This window comes from Flavobacterium sp. YJ01 (assembly GCF_029320955.1).
GTDB lineage: Bacteria > Bacteroidota > Bacteroidia > Flavobacteriales > Flavobacteriaceae > Flavobacterium.
This window is the reverse complement of the sequence record NZ_CP119757.1, coordinates 4924166-4941843: the sequence shown is the minus strand read 5'-3', so window position 1 is coordinate 4941843 and position 17678 is coordinate 4924166. Positions and strand designations below refer to the sequence as shown.

The following is a 17678-nucleotide window of genomic DNA, read 5'->3' as shown; positions in this document are numbered from 1 at the left end:
GCAAAGTTTTATTTTCTTAGCGACTTGGCGTCTTTGCGAGATTTTTTATTCGCATTTATTAAATGAACTTATATCACTTATATGGTTTAGAAAAAAATCTAACTGTTTAGTTTATAAAATTCGTTCGCATTCTCAAACCAAATCTTATTCTGGTCTTCAATCGAATACTTCGAAATATAATCTTCCAATGTTTTTACTACTTCATTATAATCTGAAGCTACGTTTAAAACTGGCCAATCTGAACCATACATTAATTTATCAACTGAAAAGTTTTCAAAAATTACATCTAAATACGGTTTTAAATCTTCTGGTTTCCAATTTTTCCAATCGGCTTCTGTGACCATTCCTGAGATTTTACACCAAACATTGTCGTATTTTGCAATTTCTTCAATGCCGCTTTTCCAAGAATAAATAGTTTCTGATTTAATATCTGGTTTGGCAATATGATCTATTACAAACTTTTGATTTGGAAAATCTTTCACCAAACTTATTGCTGCTGGTAATTGACGTTCAAAAATCAATATATCGTAAGTATAATTAAATGGTTTTAAAGCTGTGATTCCTCTTCTGAATCCTGTTCCGAACATAAAATCATCCGCTTCACCTTGAACAACGTGCCTGAAACCTTTCAGTTTTTTTTGATCTGAAAAGAATTGCAAACGTTCTTCGATATTCTCACTTCGCAAATCTACCCAGCCGACAACTCCTTTTATGAAATCATTTTTAGAAGCTAAATCCAATAAGAAATGCGTTTCTTCCTCCGATTGACTTGCTTGAACAGCAACGCAACCTTCAAACTGGTTTTCTTTTAATAACGGCAGTAAATCTTCTGGAAGAAAATCTCTTTGGATATTCTGCATCGATTCATCAATCCAACTGTCTCTAACGGGATCGAACTTCCAAAAATGCTGATGGGAATCTATTCTTTTACTCATATCTTTTTAGTTAACATCGCTGATTAATGCGCGGTCTAAATGTACGTAACCTCCATCCACAAAAACAAATTGTCCCGTAGTATGTGATGATTTTTCTGAAATGACGAAAAGCGCCGTATCTGCAATTTCTTCTGTTTTAGTCATTCGACTTTCTAATGGAATCGTTTTACTAATTTTTTTCAAAACTGCCTCTCCATCTGGCAATGTTTTAATCCAATCTTCGTAAGCTGGTGTGTAACTTTCTGCAATAATAATCGCATTCGAACGGATTCCAAACTGAATCAAATCTACCGCCCATTCTCTAGTTAAGCCCAAAACGCCACCTTTCGCAGCAGCGTAACCAGAAGTTCCACCCTGCCCTGTTAAAGCAACTTTTGAACCGATATTTAAAATATTTCCTTTTGATTCTTTTAGGTAGGGAAGCGAATACTTCGCCAGTAAAAAGTAACTAACAACATTCAGTTTCAAAGAATCCATAAATTCCTCGTAAGAAGCGTCTAATCCTGCTCCATCATTTACACCAACATTATTTATGATGGCATCAATTCTACCGTATTTTGCTCCAATTACTTTTACAGCATTTTCTATCGCAACAGGATCTGTTACATCAGTTTGCACAAATAGTGAATTAACACCTCTTTTTTGAAGTCTTTCCACGTATTCGAAACCTCTTGCGTTTCTGTCAACTAAAACCGGAATTGCTCCTTCATCTGCCAATCTATTCACGATTGTTTCTCCGATACTGCCTTCTTTTCCAGCCGAACCAGAAACGACAACTATTTTATTTTTTAAGTTTAAATCCATTTTTGTGGGTATTAAAGATTTATTTAAAACACATAGAAACATAGTTTTTAAAATCGTTTAAAAGGCGTTTCACTTGCATTAACACACATAGCTATGTGTTAAGAAACTAGTTTCTTTTTTATTCTCTTTTTTTTAACAAAAAATCTATGTTTCTATGTGTTCAATATTTTTGCAGCATTTTTGTCATTTCGACGAAGGAGAAATCTTCGCAAGAAACTCAACAAAGATTGGCGAATTTCTTGATGGAGCTACTCGTGAAGATTTCTCCTTCGTTGAAGTGACAAACAGTACTTTACAATATACTTTTAGTCTATTTCAATTAATGCTTTGATCACATTATTCTTTGGATCAATTAAATTCCCAAAATCAGTTATCATTTCAGAGAAACTTGTTCTGTGCGTAATGTATTTTTTAGGATCGATTTTTCCTTCTTTTAAACATTTCATCACATATTCGAAATCTTCAATTGTTGCATTTCTACTGCTCATTAAAGTTGATTCTCTTTTGTGGAAATCTGGATGACTAAAACTTAATTCTCCCTTCTGAAGTCCAACCAAAACAAATCTTCCGCCGTGTGAAATATAATTAAAAGCACTATTCATTACTTTCTGGTTTCCTGTAGCGTCAATAACCACATTTGCCATATCACCGTTTGTCAATTCGGCTAATTTTTGCGCAACATCATCGTTTAACGGATTAATCGTTTCGTCTGCTTGTAACTGTTCTTTACAGAAATTCAATCTATAATCGTTAATATCCATAACAATCACTTTAGCTCCGGCAATTTTAGCAAACTGAATCAAGCCAATTCCGATTGGTCCTGCTCCCATTACCAAAACGGTGTCTGTCGGTTTTACTGCCGCTCTTCTTACGCCATGTGCTGCAATTGCCAAAGGTTCAACCAAAGCCAATTCGTCATAATCTAAACCTTGACCATGCAATAAATATTGTTCTGGAATCGAAACATATTCAGCCATTCCGCCATCAATATGAACTCCGAAAACTTTGATATTTACACAGCAATTTGTCAATCCGTTTCTACAAGCCACACATTTTCCGCAGTTGAAATACGGAATAAAAGTTACTTTATCTCCCGGTTTAAAACCTGCTGCATTCCCTTTTACATATTCAGCCGCCAATTCGTGACCTAAAATTCTTGGATATTCAAAATATGGCTGAGTACCGCCAAAAGCGTGAATATCAGTTCCGCAGATTCCGATTCTTTTAATTTTCAATAAAACTTCACCTTCTTTTGGTTCTGGAATACTGGTTTCTTTTAGTAGAAATTCCTGTGGTTTTTCGCAAACTATATATTTCATTTTATACTTTCTTAATTTTTATTTTTGATATGCTACAGCCTTTTGTTTGCTTGTTCCTAAACCTTCAATTCCTAATTCCACAACATCGCCAGCTTTAATGTAAATCGGATCTGGTTTAATTCCTAAACCAACTCCCGGAGGCGTTCCTGTACTGATGATATCGCCAGGAAGCAAAGTCATAAACTGACTTAAATAATGCACTAAATAAGGAATTTTGAAAACTAAATTTAAAGTATTACTGTCTTGATATTTTTTACCGTTTACCGTCAGCCACATCTTTAAATTGTCAACATCTGCAATTTCATCTTTTGTTGCCAAAAATGGTCCAAGAGGCGCAAAAGTGTCACTTCCTTTTCCTTTCGCCCATTGTCCGCCACGCTCTAGCTGAAAAGCTCTTTCACTATAATCATTCAATAAAGCATAACCTGCAACATAATCTAAAGCTTCAGCTTCTTCAACGTAACTTGCTTTTTTACCCACAACAAAAGCCAATTCTACTTCCCAATCTGTTTTTTCACTATTCTTTGGAATAATCAAATTATCATCTGGACCGCACAAAGAAGTTGTTGATTTAAAGAAAATAATAGGTTCTGTCGGAATTGGAGCATTTGTTTCTTTACAGTGATCAATATAATTCAATCCAATGCAGATAATTTTTGAAGGTCTCGCAACAGGCGAACCCAATCGTACAGAAGCGTCAACTTCTGGTAATGTCGGGTTACTTTCTAATGCTTTTTGTAATTTTTCTAATCCGTTTTCGTCAAAGAAACTTTCGTTAAAATCGGTTACAATCGAAGAAACATCATATCTCTTTTCTCCAATCAAAACTCCAGGTTTCTCTTTTCCGATTTCTCCAAAACGTATTAATTTCATAATCGTATATTTTTAATTGTTAGTTTATTTTCAATTGTAATTCTCCATTTATAAATTAAAAATCTTTCAAAAAGAACAAATCAAAATTAATAAATGTAAAAAATACAATTACAAAAATACTTTTTAAAAATTAATATTCGAGATATATTTCGTTTTCCTATTCTTAAAATGGCTAAACTTTAAATTTTTATAACATTTTTTAGACGGTTTGTAAAAATTACATCACTAATTATCACTTTATGTAAAAAAGATTTCTTAAAAAGAACGGATTCCTTGTTCATTTAAATCTTATTTCTACTTTTGTAATTGTATTTTTTACATTTATTATTTCAATCGATTTCACTACTCAAAAATTCCTATATAAAAATGATAAAATTAAAAGGCATAACTTGGAACCATACAAGAGGTTTGCTTCCAATGGTTGCTACATCGCAGCGTTTTACTGAACTACATCCTGATGTTGAAATTTCTTGGGAGAAAAGAAGTTTACAAGAATTTGCCGATGCTTCTATCGAAGACCTAGCCAAAAGATTTGATTTATTGGTAATCGATCATCCTTGGACTGGTTTTGGAGCGCAAACCAAAGCGATTCTTCCGTTATCTGATTATTTATCAAACGAATATATTAAAGACCAAGAAAGTAATACGGTTGGAAAATCGTACGGAAGTTATGTTTTTCACGACAAATTATGGGCGCTTCCTATTGATGCTGCAACTCCAGTTGCCTCTGCCCGCTTGGATATTTTAGAAAAAAATGATTTAGAAGTTCCTAAAACTTACGAAGATTTATTGGCTTTAGCGAAAAAAGGTTTAGTCGCTTTCGCTGGAATTCCTGTAGATGTTTTAATGAGTTTTTATATGTTTTGCTGTAGTTTAGGCGAAGCTCCTTTTCTTTCTGAAGAAAAAGTAATTTCTGAAACTACAGGAATCAAAGCCCTTCAAATGTTTAGAGAATTGGCGCAGTTGATTGATCCCGCAAACTTTAACCGTAATCCTATTCAGGTTTACGAAGCAATGGTTAATTCAAACGAAATTGCCTATTGCCCTTTTGCTTATGGTTATTCTAATTATTCTCGCATTGGCTACAGCCAAAACCTTTTACATTTTTATGATTTAGTAAAACTAAATGACAATCCGATGATTTCTTCTTTGGGAGGAACTGGATTGGCTGTTTCTTCATTCAGCCAACATATTGAAACTGCAATAAAATACGCTGAATTTACTTGTTCATCGCAAGTTCAGCAGAATATTTATACTGATAATGGCGGTCAGCCAGGGCATTTGCAAGCTTGGAAAAGCGAAAGAATTAATGGCGTGACGCACGATTATTTCAAAAATACACTTCCTGCGTTAGAACGTGCTTTCCTTCGTCCGAGATATTACGGTCACATGTATTTCCAAGATCATGCTGGAGATGTGGTTCGCAATTATTTGATGAATGGCGGAGACGAATTAAAAGTGTTGGAAGAAATGAATTCGCTTTACGCGGAATCTCTAAAAATCCAAACCGTATGAGACCTTTAGAAGGATTAGTTGTTCTGGAATTCTGTCAGTTTTTGGCAGGACCTTCAGCTGGATTAAAACTAGCCGATTTGGGCGCACGTGTTATCAAAATCGAGCGTCCTATAAAAGGTGAAGCCTGCAGACAATTGAGCATCAAAGATTTATTTGTAGACGACAGTAGTTTACTTTTTCATACGATTAACAGAAATAAAGAATCTTTTGCAGCCGATTTAAAAAATCCTGACGATTTGGTTTTAATCAAAAAACTAATCGAAAAGGCAGATATTATGACACATAATTTCAGACCTGGCGTGATGGAAAAAATCGGTTTAGATTTTGAAAATACACTTTCTATTAATCCGCAGATTATTTACGGAACCATAACTGGTTACGGAAATGAAGGTCCGTGGGCAAAAAAACCGGGCCAAGATTTATTATTACAATCGCTTTCTGGATTAAGCTGGTTAAGCGGACGCAAAAGTCAAGGCCCAGTTCCTTTTGGTTTGGCTGTAGCCGATTTAATGTGCGGGAATCATTTTGTACAAGGAATTTTAGCAGCGCTTTTAAAAAGAGCCAAAACTAAAAAAGGCGTTTTGGTAGAAGTCAGTTTGCTGGAATCTATTCTCGATGTCCAATTCGAAGCGATTACTTCTTTCTTAAATGATGGCGGTCAATTACCTGAACGTGGTGATATTAAAGGAAGTGCACATGCTTTTTTAAGTGCACCTTACGGCGTTTACCAAACACAAGACGGCTTTTTATCTCTTGCTATGGGCGATTTACTTTTTATTGGAAAAACTTTAGGTTTAGATTTAAATGCCTTTGCAGATAAACATCTTTGGTTTGAAAAGCGCGACGAAATCAGAACGATTTTAAGCGAAAGAATTCAAACCCAAACTTCTGATTATTGGATTGAAATATTGCAGAAAGAAGGTATTTGGTGCGGAAAAGTTTTCAATTACGAAGAACTAGATAGTCAGCCTTTTGTAAATGAATTACAGCTGAAACAAACCGTAAAAAATACCGAAGGCGAAACGATGGTAACTACTAGAAGTCCAATTCAGTTGGATGGTAAGATATTATTAAGTGAAAAAGCCGCACCAAAAGTTGGACAAGATAATTTAAGCATACACGAACAATTTTTAAACAACTTGAAATGAAACCATTAGAAGATTATTTAATTGTAGATTTCAGTCAGTTTCTTTCGGGTCCGTCGGCGAGTTTGCGTTTGGCTGATTTGGGAGCGCGTGTGATAAAAATTGAAAAACCGGGAACGGGAGATATCTGCCGTACTTTATATACTTCTGATTTGATTATGAACGGCGAATCGTCTGTTTTTCATACCATCAACAGAAACAAAGAATCTTTTGCAATTGATTTTAAACAGCCAGAAGAGCTTCAAAAACTAAAAAAAATATTAGCCAAAGCTGATGTTGTGATGCATAATTTCAGACCTGGAGTTATGGAACGCATTGGACTAAGTTATGATGACGTAAAAAGCATTAATCCAAATGTGATTTACGGATCTATTTCGGGTTTTGGAGAACATCCCGATTTGAAAGATTTACCAGGACAAGATTTGCTTTTACAATCTTTAACCGCTTTAACTTGGTTAAGCGGCAATCAAGAAGATGGTCCAGTTCCGATGGGATTGTCGATTGTTGATATGCTTGCTGGAGCGCATTTGGCACAGGGAATTTTGGCCGCTTTATATAGAAAAGCAACTCATAATATTGGCGCACAAATACAAGTCAGCATGCTTGAATCGGCATTTGATTTTCAGTTTGAAACGATTACGACCTTCTTTAATGACGGAGGTGAATTGCCAGTTCGAACCAAAACCAATAATGCACACGCTTATTTGGGCGCGCCATACGGAATTTACAAAACTAAAAACGGCTATTTGGCATTAGCAATGGGGTCGATTCCTGTTTTGGCTTCTTTGCTACAATGTGACGCTTTATTGGCTTTCCCAGAAAATAAATTCACGCTTAGAGACGAAATCAAAAATATCCTTGCCGATCATTTGCAAACTCAGGAAACACAATTTTGGCTGGATATTTTAGAACCCGCAGACATTTGGTGCGCAGGAGTTTTAAACTATCAGCAGTTATTTGCTGAAGATGGATTCAAGGTTTTGAATTTTACGCAGCAAGTCGAAATGTTGGACGGCTATAAGTACAAAACTACACGCTGTCCCATAAAAATTGACGGAGAATATCTGACTTCAGAAAAAGGTTCGCCGAAACTGGGGCAAGACAACGAGAAAATTATTAAAGAATTTATAGACTGTTAATGGAAAAAATTAGAATCGCCGTTCGTAAATTCGATCCTTTCGAAAGTACACTTCGAAAATTATGGGATGCATTTTCACTTCAAAACAATCTAAAAATTGAAGCGGAAATGGTTGCCTTAGAACTTCATGATTTATATGAAACTACCATTTCAGATAAAGGTTTAAAAGAAGGAAAATGGGATATTGCTCATATCAATACCGATTGGATTTTTGATGCTGCAAACGAAAATGCGGTTCTTAATTTATTTTCATTAATTGGAGAAAATCCCCCAGAAAATTATCCTTTTGGATGGCATAAATCGCTGTTGCATTTGCAGAAATTAAGTAATGGCATTTTCGGACTTCCATTTCACGACGGTCCAGAATGTTTAATTTACCGAAAAGATTTATTCGAAAACGAAACAGAAAAGGAGAATTTTAAAAAGCAATTTGGTTACGAACTTTCGACGCCAAAAACGTGGCAGGAATTTTCAGAAATTGCTACATTCTTTAATCGTCCCGAACAAAATTTATATGGTGCTGTTTTTGCCAATTATCCTGACGGACATAATATGGTTTTTGACTTCTGTCTGCAATTATGGACACGCGGAGGTTCTTTATTAAACAAAAAAAATCAGATTGATATTCATAATGAAGCGGCGATAAAAGCATTAGATTTTTATCGAAAAATGGTCAATGATGCAAATGCTGTTCATCCAAAATCGAGAGAATTTGGCTCGGTTGAAGCAGGTTTGGCTTTCGCCGAAGGACAAGCGGCAATGGCTATCAACTGGTTCGGGTTTGCTTCTATGGCGGAAGTAATTGAAGAATCGAAAGTGAAAGGAAAAATTGACATCACTTCTCTTCCATCTGATCCAGGTCATAAGACAGCTTCTTTGAATGTATATTGGTTGTATACCATTGGTTCTGGAAGCAAACATAAAAAACTGGCTTACGATTTTTTACGTTTTGCTACAACGCCCGAAAGCGATAAATTATTAACTACGGAAGGCGGAATCGGATGCCGAAAATCGACTTGGAAAGATGCAGAAATTAATACTTTAATTCCATTTTATCATAAACTGGAAATGCTTCATGAAAATGCATTAACACTTCCTCAAACTCCAATCTGGCCAAAAGTAGCCGAACTTATTGACGGCGCGGTTTTAAAAGCCATTGAAACTGATATTTCATCAGATATACTTTTAGAAGAAACTCAAAAGAAAATAAGAAAACTAAGTCAAGGAACAACATTACACGGCTCTGTCAAAAATTAAACTTGACGGGCTTAATTTCAAAATATAGAACAAATGAATATTCCCTATAAACCTTTACTTCCCCAAACAGAACAGCCCATTGTGATTATTGGAGCGAGCGGTATTGTAAAAGATGCACATCTTCCTGCTTACGAAATGGCTGGTTTTAAAGTTTTTGGTATTACTAACAGAACGATTTCGAAAGCATACGATTTACAGAAACAATTCAAAATAGATCATGTTTTTGAAAGTGTTGCCGATGCAGTAAAAAATGCGCCATCAAACGCTGTTTACGATATTACGGTTTTACCTGATCAATACATAGAAATTCTGGAACAATTGCCAGACGGTGCTGCGGTTTTGATTCAGAAACCAATGGGAAATGATTTAGCTCAAGCACGTGAAATTGTAGCGGTTTGCGAAAGAAAAAATCTTGTCGCTGCCATCAATTTCCAATTGCGTTTTGCTTCATTTGTAAGTGCTGCCAGATATTTAATCGATCAGGGAATTATTGGCGAATTATATGATTTAGAATTTAAAGTTACCGTAAATACACCTTGGGAATTGTTTCCTTTAATAAAAGAACATCCAAGATTGGAAATTCTTTTCCACAGCGTGCATTATATTGACTGCATTCGATCTTTTCTGGGAAATCCGAAAAGTGTTATGGCAAAAACGGCTAAACATCCGCTTAAAAAATTATCATCAAGCAGATCTACGATTATCTTGGATTATGGTGAAGACAAGCATGTTGTAATCAATACGAATCACGATCATCACTTTGGTCCAAAACACGAAGAAAGCTACATTAAATGGGAAGGGACAAAAGGCGCTGTTAAAGCAAAAATGGGCTTGTTAATGAACTATCCTGACGGTCTTCCTGACGTTTTTGAGTACGCTTTACCAAAAAAAGATAATGAAAATGAATACGAATGGACAGAAGTAAAATTAGAAGGTTCTTGGTTTCCTGAAGCTTTTATTGGCGCAATGTCTAATCTGATGCGTTACAAAGAAGGTTCTGACGAAATATTATCTGCAAGTGTTCAAGATGTGTTAGGCACGATGAAAGTTGTAGAAGCTTGTTACGCGAGCAGTAAAAACGGTGGAATTTCCTTTGATGAAGTGTAATTAAAACACTATATTTCAAAACCAAAAAAAAACAAATTTAAGCCTTCTTCAAAACAAACGTATTTTTTAAAGTAAGGCCGACAAAAAATAGCTATAATATGTATTTTAAATCGACTTTTTTCGAAGATTACCAAATCGACGACAAACGAGTAACATTAGGCAGAACAATCACAGAAACTGACTTCGTAGTTCATGCCGGACACACAGGAGATTTCTTCCCGCACCACATGGACGAAGAATGGTGCAAAACACAACCATTCGGACAAAGAATTGCACACGGAACAATGGTTTTTGCCATCGGAATTGGATTAACTGCTTCGGAAATAAATCCAGAAGCCTTTTCTAGAGGTTACGACAAAATGCGTTTTGTAAAACCTGTTCATATCGGCGACACTATTCATTCTGAAATCACAATTTCTGAGAAAGGAGAAGCTAAAAATCCAGAAATGGGAACTGTAACAGAACATGTAGAAATCATTAATCAGCGCGGTGAAGTCGTTTTGGTTTGTGATCATTTACTTTTGGTAAAGAAAAAATAATTTTCTTCTAGGGACAAAGGTTCAGAGGTGCAAAGGAACAGAGGTTTCTTCACTTTGAACCTTTGTCACTTTGAACCTTTGAACCTAAAAATAAACTAAAAAAACTATCTAAATGCAAATTACAAACCAAGCCGGCGATCAACACGAAGTGCCGACAGAAGGCGGAAATCAAAAACAATATCTGCTTCCTTTTATATTAGTTACCTGCCTATTTTTTCTTTGGGGAATGGCTCATAATCTTGATTCTGTCTTGATTCCGCACTTAAAGAAAGCGTGTGAATTAAACAACCGTCAATCTACTTTAATTGATACTTCTGTATTCTTCGCTTATTTTATAATGGCAATTCCTGCGGGAATGTTGATTAAAAGATTTGGTTATAAAAACAGTATCATAACTGGATTACTAGTTTTTGCCGCTGGAGCATTTTTGTTCGTTCCTGCCGCTAATACAAGAACTTACGAATTATTTTTATTCGCTTTATTTGTAATTGGTTGCGGTTTAACCATTTTAGAAACCAGTGCAAACCCATACGCAGCGATTTTAGGACCTGCTGAATCTTCCTCTAAAAGATTGAATTTAGCGGCTTCTTTCAACGGATTGGCTGCAATGGTTGCTCCTATTGTGGGTTCGTTATTTATTCTTTCAGGAACCAATCATACGCCAGAACAAATGGCAGCAATGCCTGAAGCTGAAAAGGCTGCTTATTTATTAGGGGAAGCTGCTTCTGTAAAAATGCCTTACATCGTTTTGGGAAGCATTTTGGTTTTGGTTGCTATTATATTTTACTTCGTACAATTACCTTCAATGAAAGCTACACACGCAGAAGCTGAAATCAAACCTGGGTTTTTCTCTGTTTTAAAATTCAGACATTTAAGCTGGGGAGTTATTGCTCAATTCTTTTATGTTGGTGCGCAAGTTTGCATTACTAGTTTCTTTATCAGAATTGCACAACAAGGCGCAGGATTGGACGAAAAAACAGCTGGATATTATTTAGGTATTTACGGTTTCCTTTTTATGGCAGGACGTTTTATTGGAACTTTCTTTTTACGTTTTGTAAAAGATTATGTTTTATTGTCCATCTACTGCGTAATGAGTGTTTTACTATGTTTAGTAGCTATTTACGGTTCAGGAATTGTGGTTATTTACGCTCTTGGCGGAATTGGGTTCTTCATGTCAATTATGTTTCCAACTATATTTTCTTTAGGAATTAAGGGCTTAAAATCTAATACAGAAACGGGTTCTTCTTGGTTAGTGATGTCGATCGTTGGAGGGGCCATTATTCCGTACGGAATGGGAACTTTAATCGATATGAATCATGATGATATCCAATCTGGATATATTATTCCGTTGGTTTGTTTCTTGATTATTCTTTCTTTTGGTCTTTTTGGACATAAAGTGAAAACAGTATCGGAATAGTTTTTTTGTCACGAATTATTTGGAGTAAAAGGATTTTTTTTAAAGCCACAAATTGCACGAATTAGCACAAATTTATTTTTAAATAAAATATTTAAATATCAATTGCCTCTAGCTTTAGCTGGAGGCTTTTTGTTTGTTGCAAATAAAAAGGCTTTAGCCAAACTTTTCGATTAGTTTGGCTAAAGCCAACGAATACAACATCTATGAACCTCCAGCTAAAGCTAGAGGCAATTCATTTTAGCCATGAATTAGCATAAATTACAACCTTTTATAAAATAAAAATTCGTGCTAATTCGTGTAATTAGTGGCTATAAAAAATCAAAAACGCCTCCAAATTGGGGGCGTTTTCTCTTAGTCATGTTTAGAATTAACGGTGTTTGCCGTTTCCGTGATCGTGGTTTTTGTCTGACTGTTTGGAGTTATTTTTTCCTTTGTTTCCTTTATCATTTCCGTAGTGGTTTCCGTTGTTGCCTTTAGGCTTTTCTCCTCTATTTTTTTGAGGTTTTCCGTGATAACCTTTCGGATAAGCTTTTACGTGTTTAGCATGATAACTATAAGGAGCATCTCCTCTATAATCTGTTAATACAACTTTGTAACCAGAATACAAGTCATAATTTCTATATCTTGAAGGAAGTCTTTTTTCACGAATCCATCTTCCTCCATTATCGTAGATAAATACACTCTGATTTACATCATAATACACATCGATATCTGGCAGAAAATAGTATCTGCTGTCATCGTAACCTTGTGGTCCCCAATTTGGCGGCGTTCCAATATTTACATTAATTGATACTTGCGCTTGGGCGAAAAATACACTCATAAAGAGTACTGAGGCGAATACTAATTTTTTCATGATCTTTAGTTTTAAATTTATTTTAGTAGATATGAATCGAAATTAATGCCAATATTTAAACTTATCGTATTCATTATACGGAAACACGAAACTAATCGACGAATAGTACTTTTCAGCCGATATACATTTATAAAAAAACGCCTCAGTTATGAGGCGTTTTTTTCATTATAAATAACAATTATTTCCAACCACCACCCAAGGCACGGTACAAATTAATAACGGCTTGTAATTTTTGCAAATTATCGGCTACTCCACTTAATTGGGCTGCCAAAAGATTTTGTTGAGATGTTAATACATCTGTATAATTGGTTGCAGAACTATACTCTAAAAGCTGTTCTGTAAAGTCGACTGCTTTTTCCAAAGCTGCAATTTGTTTGGTTCTCGAATCTACTTTCTCAACAGCCATTTGGTACGAATACAAAGCATTAGAAACTTCCTGACCTGCAACTAAAAGACTTTGTTGAAAATTATTATAGGCTTGCAATTGTTGTGACTGAGCCATTGTCAATCTCATTTTATTAAGTCCTTGATTAAATATTGGCTGTGTTAATCCGCCTATAATAGAGTAGAAAATAGAATTGCTAAAGAAATCTTTCAACTCTAAATTCGAAAATCCTGTACTTGCTGTAAGTGTCAAACTTGGATAGAAGTAAGTTTTAGCCAAATTAGTTGATTCAAAAGCGACTCTGAAATTAAATTCCGCTTGACGAACATCTGGACGATTTTCTAATAACTGTGAAGGTACACCTATAGCAATCTTTTCAGGAATAATTTGCGTTCCCAAAACACCTCTATCAATTGGTGCTGGACCTTGTCCTAATAAAATATTCAAAGCATTTTCTGTTTCTCGAATACTTTGCTTTAAATCTGGAATAAGAACCTCTGCTGCATGCTGATTGGCTTCACTCTGAACAACTGCTGCTCCTGTTACAATTGCCCCTTCTTTTAAAGCTTTAATTGTTTCAACATTTTCGATACGCGTTTTTAAAGTCTGTTCTGTAATTTCCAACTGTTTATCGTAAGCTAACAACAAAAAGTAATTATTGGCAATATCTGCAATCAATTGCGTTTGAACTGCTTGTTTTGCAGCATCAGTTGCTAAATAAGTTGCCAACGCTGCTCTTTTAGAACTGCTTAGTTTTCCCCAAACATCAATTTCCCAAGACGTACTTGCTCCTAATTTATAGGTTGTTGTCAAGGTATTAATATTGATACCCGGAGGAAAGTTAAGTCCCGCCTGAGATTGTTTATTGTGAGTAGCACTTGCATCCAATTGTAAAGTTGGGTAATAAGCTAATTTACTTTGACGTAATGAAGCTCTTGCTTGTACAATGTTTTCAATCGCATTTTTAAGATTAAGATTTTGATCTAATCCTTTTTGAATTAAAGCATTTAGTTTTTCATCTTTAAAAACAGTATTCCAAGGCATATCAGCAATTGTGGTCGAATCTGTAGAAGACTGATCACGATACAATTGATCTGTTTTTAAATCAGTAGGACGTTCGTATTTCTTGGTAACAGAGCACGCACTAATAAGTGCGGCTGTTATTACCAGTAAAATATATTTATTTGAACTATTCGTCATCTTTTTTGTAATTAAATTTTACTCTTTGTGAGCTTCTATTAAATGAATTTCGTCTTCATCGTCATCGTCATCATCATAACCGTCTTTTGCTGGTCCGCTAATTTTTTCTTGTAAATTTTGAAAAATGATAAACAATACTGGAATTACGAAAACTCCCAAGATTGTTCCAATTAACATACCTCCAACGGCTCCAGTACCAATCGATTTATTACCAACAGCTCCTGCTCCAGAAGCAAACATCAACGGAACTAATCCTAAAATAAAGGCAAACGAAGTCATCAAGATTGGACGTAAACGTGCTACAGCTCCTTCAATGGCTGCTTGTACGACTGGCAAGCCTTTACGCCTTCTATCCAAAGCGAATTCGACTATCAAAATACCGTTCTTGGCAAGAAGTCCGATAAGCATGATTAATGAAATCTGTAAGTAGATATTGCTATTCAGTTTAAAAATAATCGAGAATAAATAGGCTCCCGCTAATCCAAACGGAATTGATAATAATACTGCAAATGGTAAAATGTAACTTTCGTATTGTGCACTTAACAAGAAGTAAACGAAAACCAAACATAATACGAAAATGAAAATCGTTTCACTTCCAGAAGCTAATTCCTCACGCGTTAATCCAGAAAATTCGTAACCATAACCCGCTGGAAGATTTTCTGCAGCCACTTCTTGAATTGCTTTAATTGCATCTCCAGAACTGTAACCTGGTTTTGGTGCTCCTGTAATCGAAATTGACGTAAATAAGTTAAATCTTGAAATCGATTCTGGTCCAAAAACTCTAGTCATTTTTACAAACTCAGTAATTGGCGCCATATTTCCTGCACTATTTCTAACGAAGATTTTATTCAGCCCTTCTGTGTTAGCCCTAAATTCAGGAGCAGCTTGAACCATTACACGATATTGTTTTCCGAATTTGTTGAAATTCGAAGCATATAATCCACCATAATATCCTTGCATTGTAGAAAGAATCGTATTTACAGAAACTCCAGCATCTTTCGCTTTCGCTAAATTAATGTCCATCATATATTGAGGGAATCCAGGATTAAATGGAGTTGTCGCGTATTGAATTTCTGGACGTTCAGCAAGTTTTGCTAAGAATTCATTATTTACTTTAAAGAATTCAGCCGTTGTATGTCCTCCTTTATCTTGCAATTGGAATTCGAATCCACCACTTTGTCCAAAACCTTGAATAGTTGGTGGCGAAATAAAGAAGATACTAGCCTCGCGAATTCCGCTTGTTTTAGCAAAAAGCTGTCCGATTACGTCATCAACACTAAGATCACGTTCGTCCCAAGGTTTCAATTTCACAATAACCATACTGTAAGCACTACCCGCTCCAGCGGTAAAGTTTTGTCCAACAATACGAAGTGTATTTTTAACTCCCGGAATAGTCTTCGCAATACTATCAACTCTTTTTGCAATAATATCCGAACGCTCCATAGAAGCTGATGGCGGTAAACTAATATTGGCAAAAACAGTTCCTTGATCCTCTGAAGGAACGAAAGCTGAAGGCGTAGTTTTCATCATATAAACTAATGCCAAACCAGCAATGATGATAGACGCTAAAGCAATCCATTTTTTCACAGAAAGAAAACTTACCGAACGCTTATATCTTTGTGTTACATTATCAAACGCAACGTTGAACGAAGTATAAAAACGTTGTAAATAACTTTTATGTTTATGATCGTCTGCATGTGGTTTCAATAAAAGCGCACATAAAGCCGGACTCAAGGTCAAGGCGTTTACCGCAGAAAGAATAATCGCAACGGCCAATGTAATACCAAACTGTTTGTAGAAAACTCCTGTAGATCCCGTAATAAAGGTTACCGGAATAAATACCGCAGCCATTACCAAAGTAATCGAAATAATCGCTCCCGAAATTTCGTCCATTGCGTGAATGGTAGCTTTTTTAGCCGATTTATATCCGTCATCCAATTTGGCGTGCACCGCCTCGACGACCACAATCGCATCATCGACGACAATACCAATGGCAAGAACCATCGCAAAAAGCGTTAATAAGTTGATTGTAAATCCGAATAAATTAAGGAAGAAGAACGTACCCACAATTGCAACTGGAACCGCAATCGCCGGAATTAAAGTTGATCTAAAATCTTGAAGGAAAATAAACACTACGATGAAAACCAAAATAAAAGCTTCAATCAAAGTATGAATAACTTTCTCAATAGAAGCATCTAGATTTTCGTTAACATCCACCATAATGGTGTATTTCATTCCTTTTGGAAAACTCTTCGCTGCTTCTTCAATTAATTTTTTAGAATTAATAATTACATCACGCGCATTCGATCCAGGAGTCTGGCTAATGGCCATCGCTGCAGATTCTACACCGTTTGTTTTAATCGTTGAAGAATAACTTAAAGAACCTAATTCAACTTTTGCCACATCTTTAAGACGCAACATCTGTCCATTTCCAACCGATTTTATAACAATATTTTCAAATTCCTGAGCGCTTGTTAAACGTCCTTTGTATTTAATTACATATTGAAAAGCTTGATTTCCGTTCTCACCAAATTTACCTGGCGCTGCTTCTATATTTTGTTCTGCTAAAGCTGCCGAAATATCACTCGGAATCAGTTTGTATTGCTGCATTACATCTGGTTTCAACCAGATTCTCATAGAATAATCTTTTGCACCAAAAACGGTAACATCTCCTACTCCAACAACACGCTGGATTTGCGGCACAAGATTAATCTTAGCGTAATTCTGAAGAAACGTCTGATCGTAAGCTTTATCATCGCTATATAAAGAGAAAATCAACAAGTTACTACTTTGACTTTTCGTCACCGTAACACCCGCTTGAGTTACCTCAACAGGCAATAAACTCGTTGCTCTAGAAACCCTGTTTTGAACGTTTACCGCTGCCAAATCAGGATTTGTTCCTACTTTAAAGAAAATTTTGATTGAAGCATTTCCGTCATTGGTTGCTGTAGAAGTCATGTAAGTCATGTTTTCTACACCATTGATCTGCTCTTCCAACGGAATTACAATACTTTTCAATACTACGTCTGCGTTCGCTCCAGTATAACTTGCCGCCACGTTTACAGTTGGCGGTGCAATATCTGGATATTGCGAAATCGGTAACTCAATTAGGCCTAAAACACCTAAGATGACGATAATAACAGATATTACCGTCGAGAGTACGGGTCTTTGTATAAATTTTTTAAACATTC

General features: G+C 35.7%; 14 protein-coding genes. 7 read left to right on the top strand and 7 right to left on the bottom strand.

Annotation, left to right across the window (positions count from 1 at the left end; translation table 11 throughout):
• Positions 1 to 98: 98 nt before the first annotated feature.
• The 4 genes from P0R33_RS21400 to P0R33_RS21385 form a co-directional block, all read right to left on the bottom strand.
• A complete protein-coding gene (locus P0R33_RS21400) occupies positions 99 to 935 on the bottom strand; it encodes an amidohydrolase family protein (protein WP_276173190.1) in 837 nt (278 codons plus the stop codon).
• Positions 936 to 941: 6 nt separating this feature from the next.
• Positions 942 to 1739 carry an SDR family oxidoreductase gene (locus P0R33_RS21395; RefSeq protein WP_276173189.1) on the bottom strand — a complete coding sequence of 266 codons (798 nt, stop codon included), beginning with the start codon at positions 1737 to 1739 and terminating at the stop codon, positions 942 to 944.
• 305 nt (positions 1740 to 2044) lie between these two features.
• Positions 2045 to 3058: a zinc-binding alcohol dehydrogenase family protein gene (locus tag P0R33_RS21390; RefSeq protein WP_276173188.1), complete on the bottom strand. Its 1014-nt coding sequence runs from the start codon at positions 3056 to 3058 to the stop codon at positions 2045 to 2047.
• Positions 3059 to 3076: 18 nt separating this feature from the next.
• A complete protein-coding gene (locus tag P0R33_RS21385; protein ID WP_276173187.1) occupies positions 3077 to 3931 on the bottom strand; it encodes a fumarylacetoacetate hydrolase family protein in 855 nt (284 codons plus the stop codon).
• 366 nt (positions 3932 to 4297) lie between these two features.
• Between P0R33_RS21385 and P0R33_RS21380 the strand changes: the two genes are divergently transcribed.
• The 7 genes from P0R33_RS21380 to fucP all read left to right on the top strand — a co-directional run bounded on the left by P0R33_RS21380 (position 4298) and on the right by fucP (position 12049).
• A complete protein-coding gene (locus tag P0R33_RS21380; protein ID WP_276173186.1) occupies positions 4298 to 5446 on the top strand; it encodes an extracellular solute-binding protein in 1149 nt (382 codons plus the stop codon).
• On the top strand, positions 5443 to 6594 hold the full coding sequence (locus P0R33_RS21375) for a CaiB/BaiF CoA-transferase family protein (protein ID WP_276173185.1): 1152 nt from the start codon (positions 5443 to 5445) through the stop codon (positions 6592 to 6594). The genes P0R33_RS21380 and P0R33_RS21375 overlap by 4 nt, the downstream gene beginning before the upstream one ends.
• A complete protein-coding gene (locus tag P0R33_RS21370) occupies positions 6591 to 7730 on the top strand; it encodes a CaiB/BaiF CoA-transferase family protein (RefSeq protein ID WP_276173184.1) in 1140 nt (379 codons plus the stop codon). The genes P0R33_RS21375 and P0R33_RS21370 overlap by 4 nt, the downstream gene beginning before the upstream one ends.
• On the top strand, positions 7730 to 8986 hold the full coding sequence (locus tag P0R33_RS21365; RefSeq protein WP_276173183.1) for an extracellular solute-binding protein: 1257 nt from the start codon (positions 7730 to 7732) through the stop codon (positions 8984 to 8986). The genes P0R33_RS21370 and P0R33_RS21365 overlap by 1 nt, the downstream gene beginning before the upstream one ends.
• Positions 8987 to 9019: 33 nt before the next feature.
• On the top strand, positions 9020 to 10093 hold the full coding sequence (locus tag P0R33_RS21360; RefSeq protein ID WP_276173182.1) for a Gfo/Idh/MocA family oxidoreductase: 1074 nt from the start codon (positions 9020 to 9022) through the stop codon (positions 10091 to 10093).
• A 98-nt stretch (positions 10094 to 10191) separates the two neighbouring features.
• The gene (locus P0R33_RS21355) at positions 10192 to 10632 is read left to right on the top strand and encodes a MaoC/PaaZ C-terminal domain-containing protein (protein ID WP_276173181.1); all 441 of its coding nucleotides are present in this window, start codon (positions 10192 to 10194) and stop codon (positions 10630 to 10632) included.
• A gap of 112 nt (positions 10633 to 10744) precedes the next feature.
• Positions 10745 to 12049 carry an L-fucose:H+ symporter permease gene (gene fucP, locus P0R33_RS21350; protein ID WP_276173180.1) on the top strand — a complete coding sequence of 435 codons (1305 nt, stop codon included), beginning with the start codon at positions 10745 to 10747 and terminating at the stop codon, positions 12047 to 12049.
• A gap of 367 nt (positions 12050 to 12416) precedes the next feature.
• Here the strand turns inward: fucP and P0R33_RS21345 are convergent, their stop codons facing one another.
• From P0R33_RS21345 to P0R33_RS21335, 3 genes are all read right to left on the bottom strand, one after another.
• Positions 12417 to 12902, bottom strand: a complete 486-nt coding sequence (locus tag P0R33_RS21345) for a hypothetical protein (protein WP_276173179.1) — start codon at positions 12900 to 12902, stop codon at positions 12417 to 12419.
• A gap of 178 nt (positions 12903 to 13080) precedes the next feature.
• Positions 13081 to 14487, bottom strand: coding sequence for an efflux transporter outer membrane subunit (locus P0R33_RS21340; RefSeq protein WP_276173178.1), 1407 nt, complete (start codon positions 14485 to 14487; stop codon positions 13081 to 13083).
• 18 nt (positions 14488 to 14505) lie between these two features.
• Positions 14506 to 17676 (bottom strand): efflux RND transporter permease subunit, encoded by a 3171-nt coding sequence (locus P0R33_RS21335; RefSeq protein WP_276173177.1) that lies wholly within the window; start codon positions 17674 to 17676, stop codon positions 14506 to 14508.
• Positions 17677 to 17678: the final 2 nt, after the last annotated feature.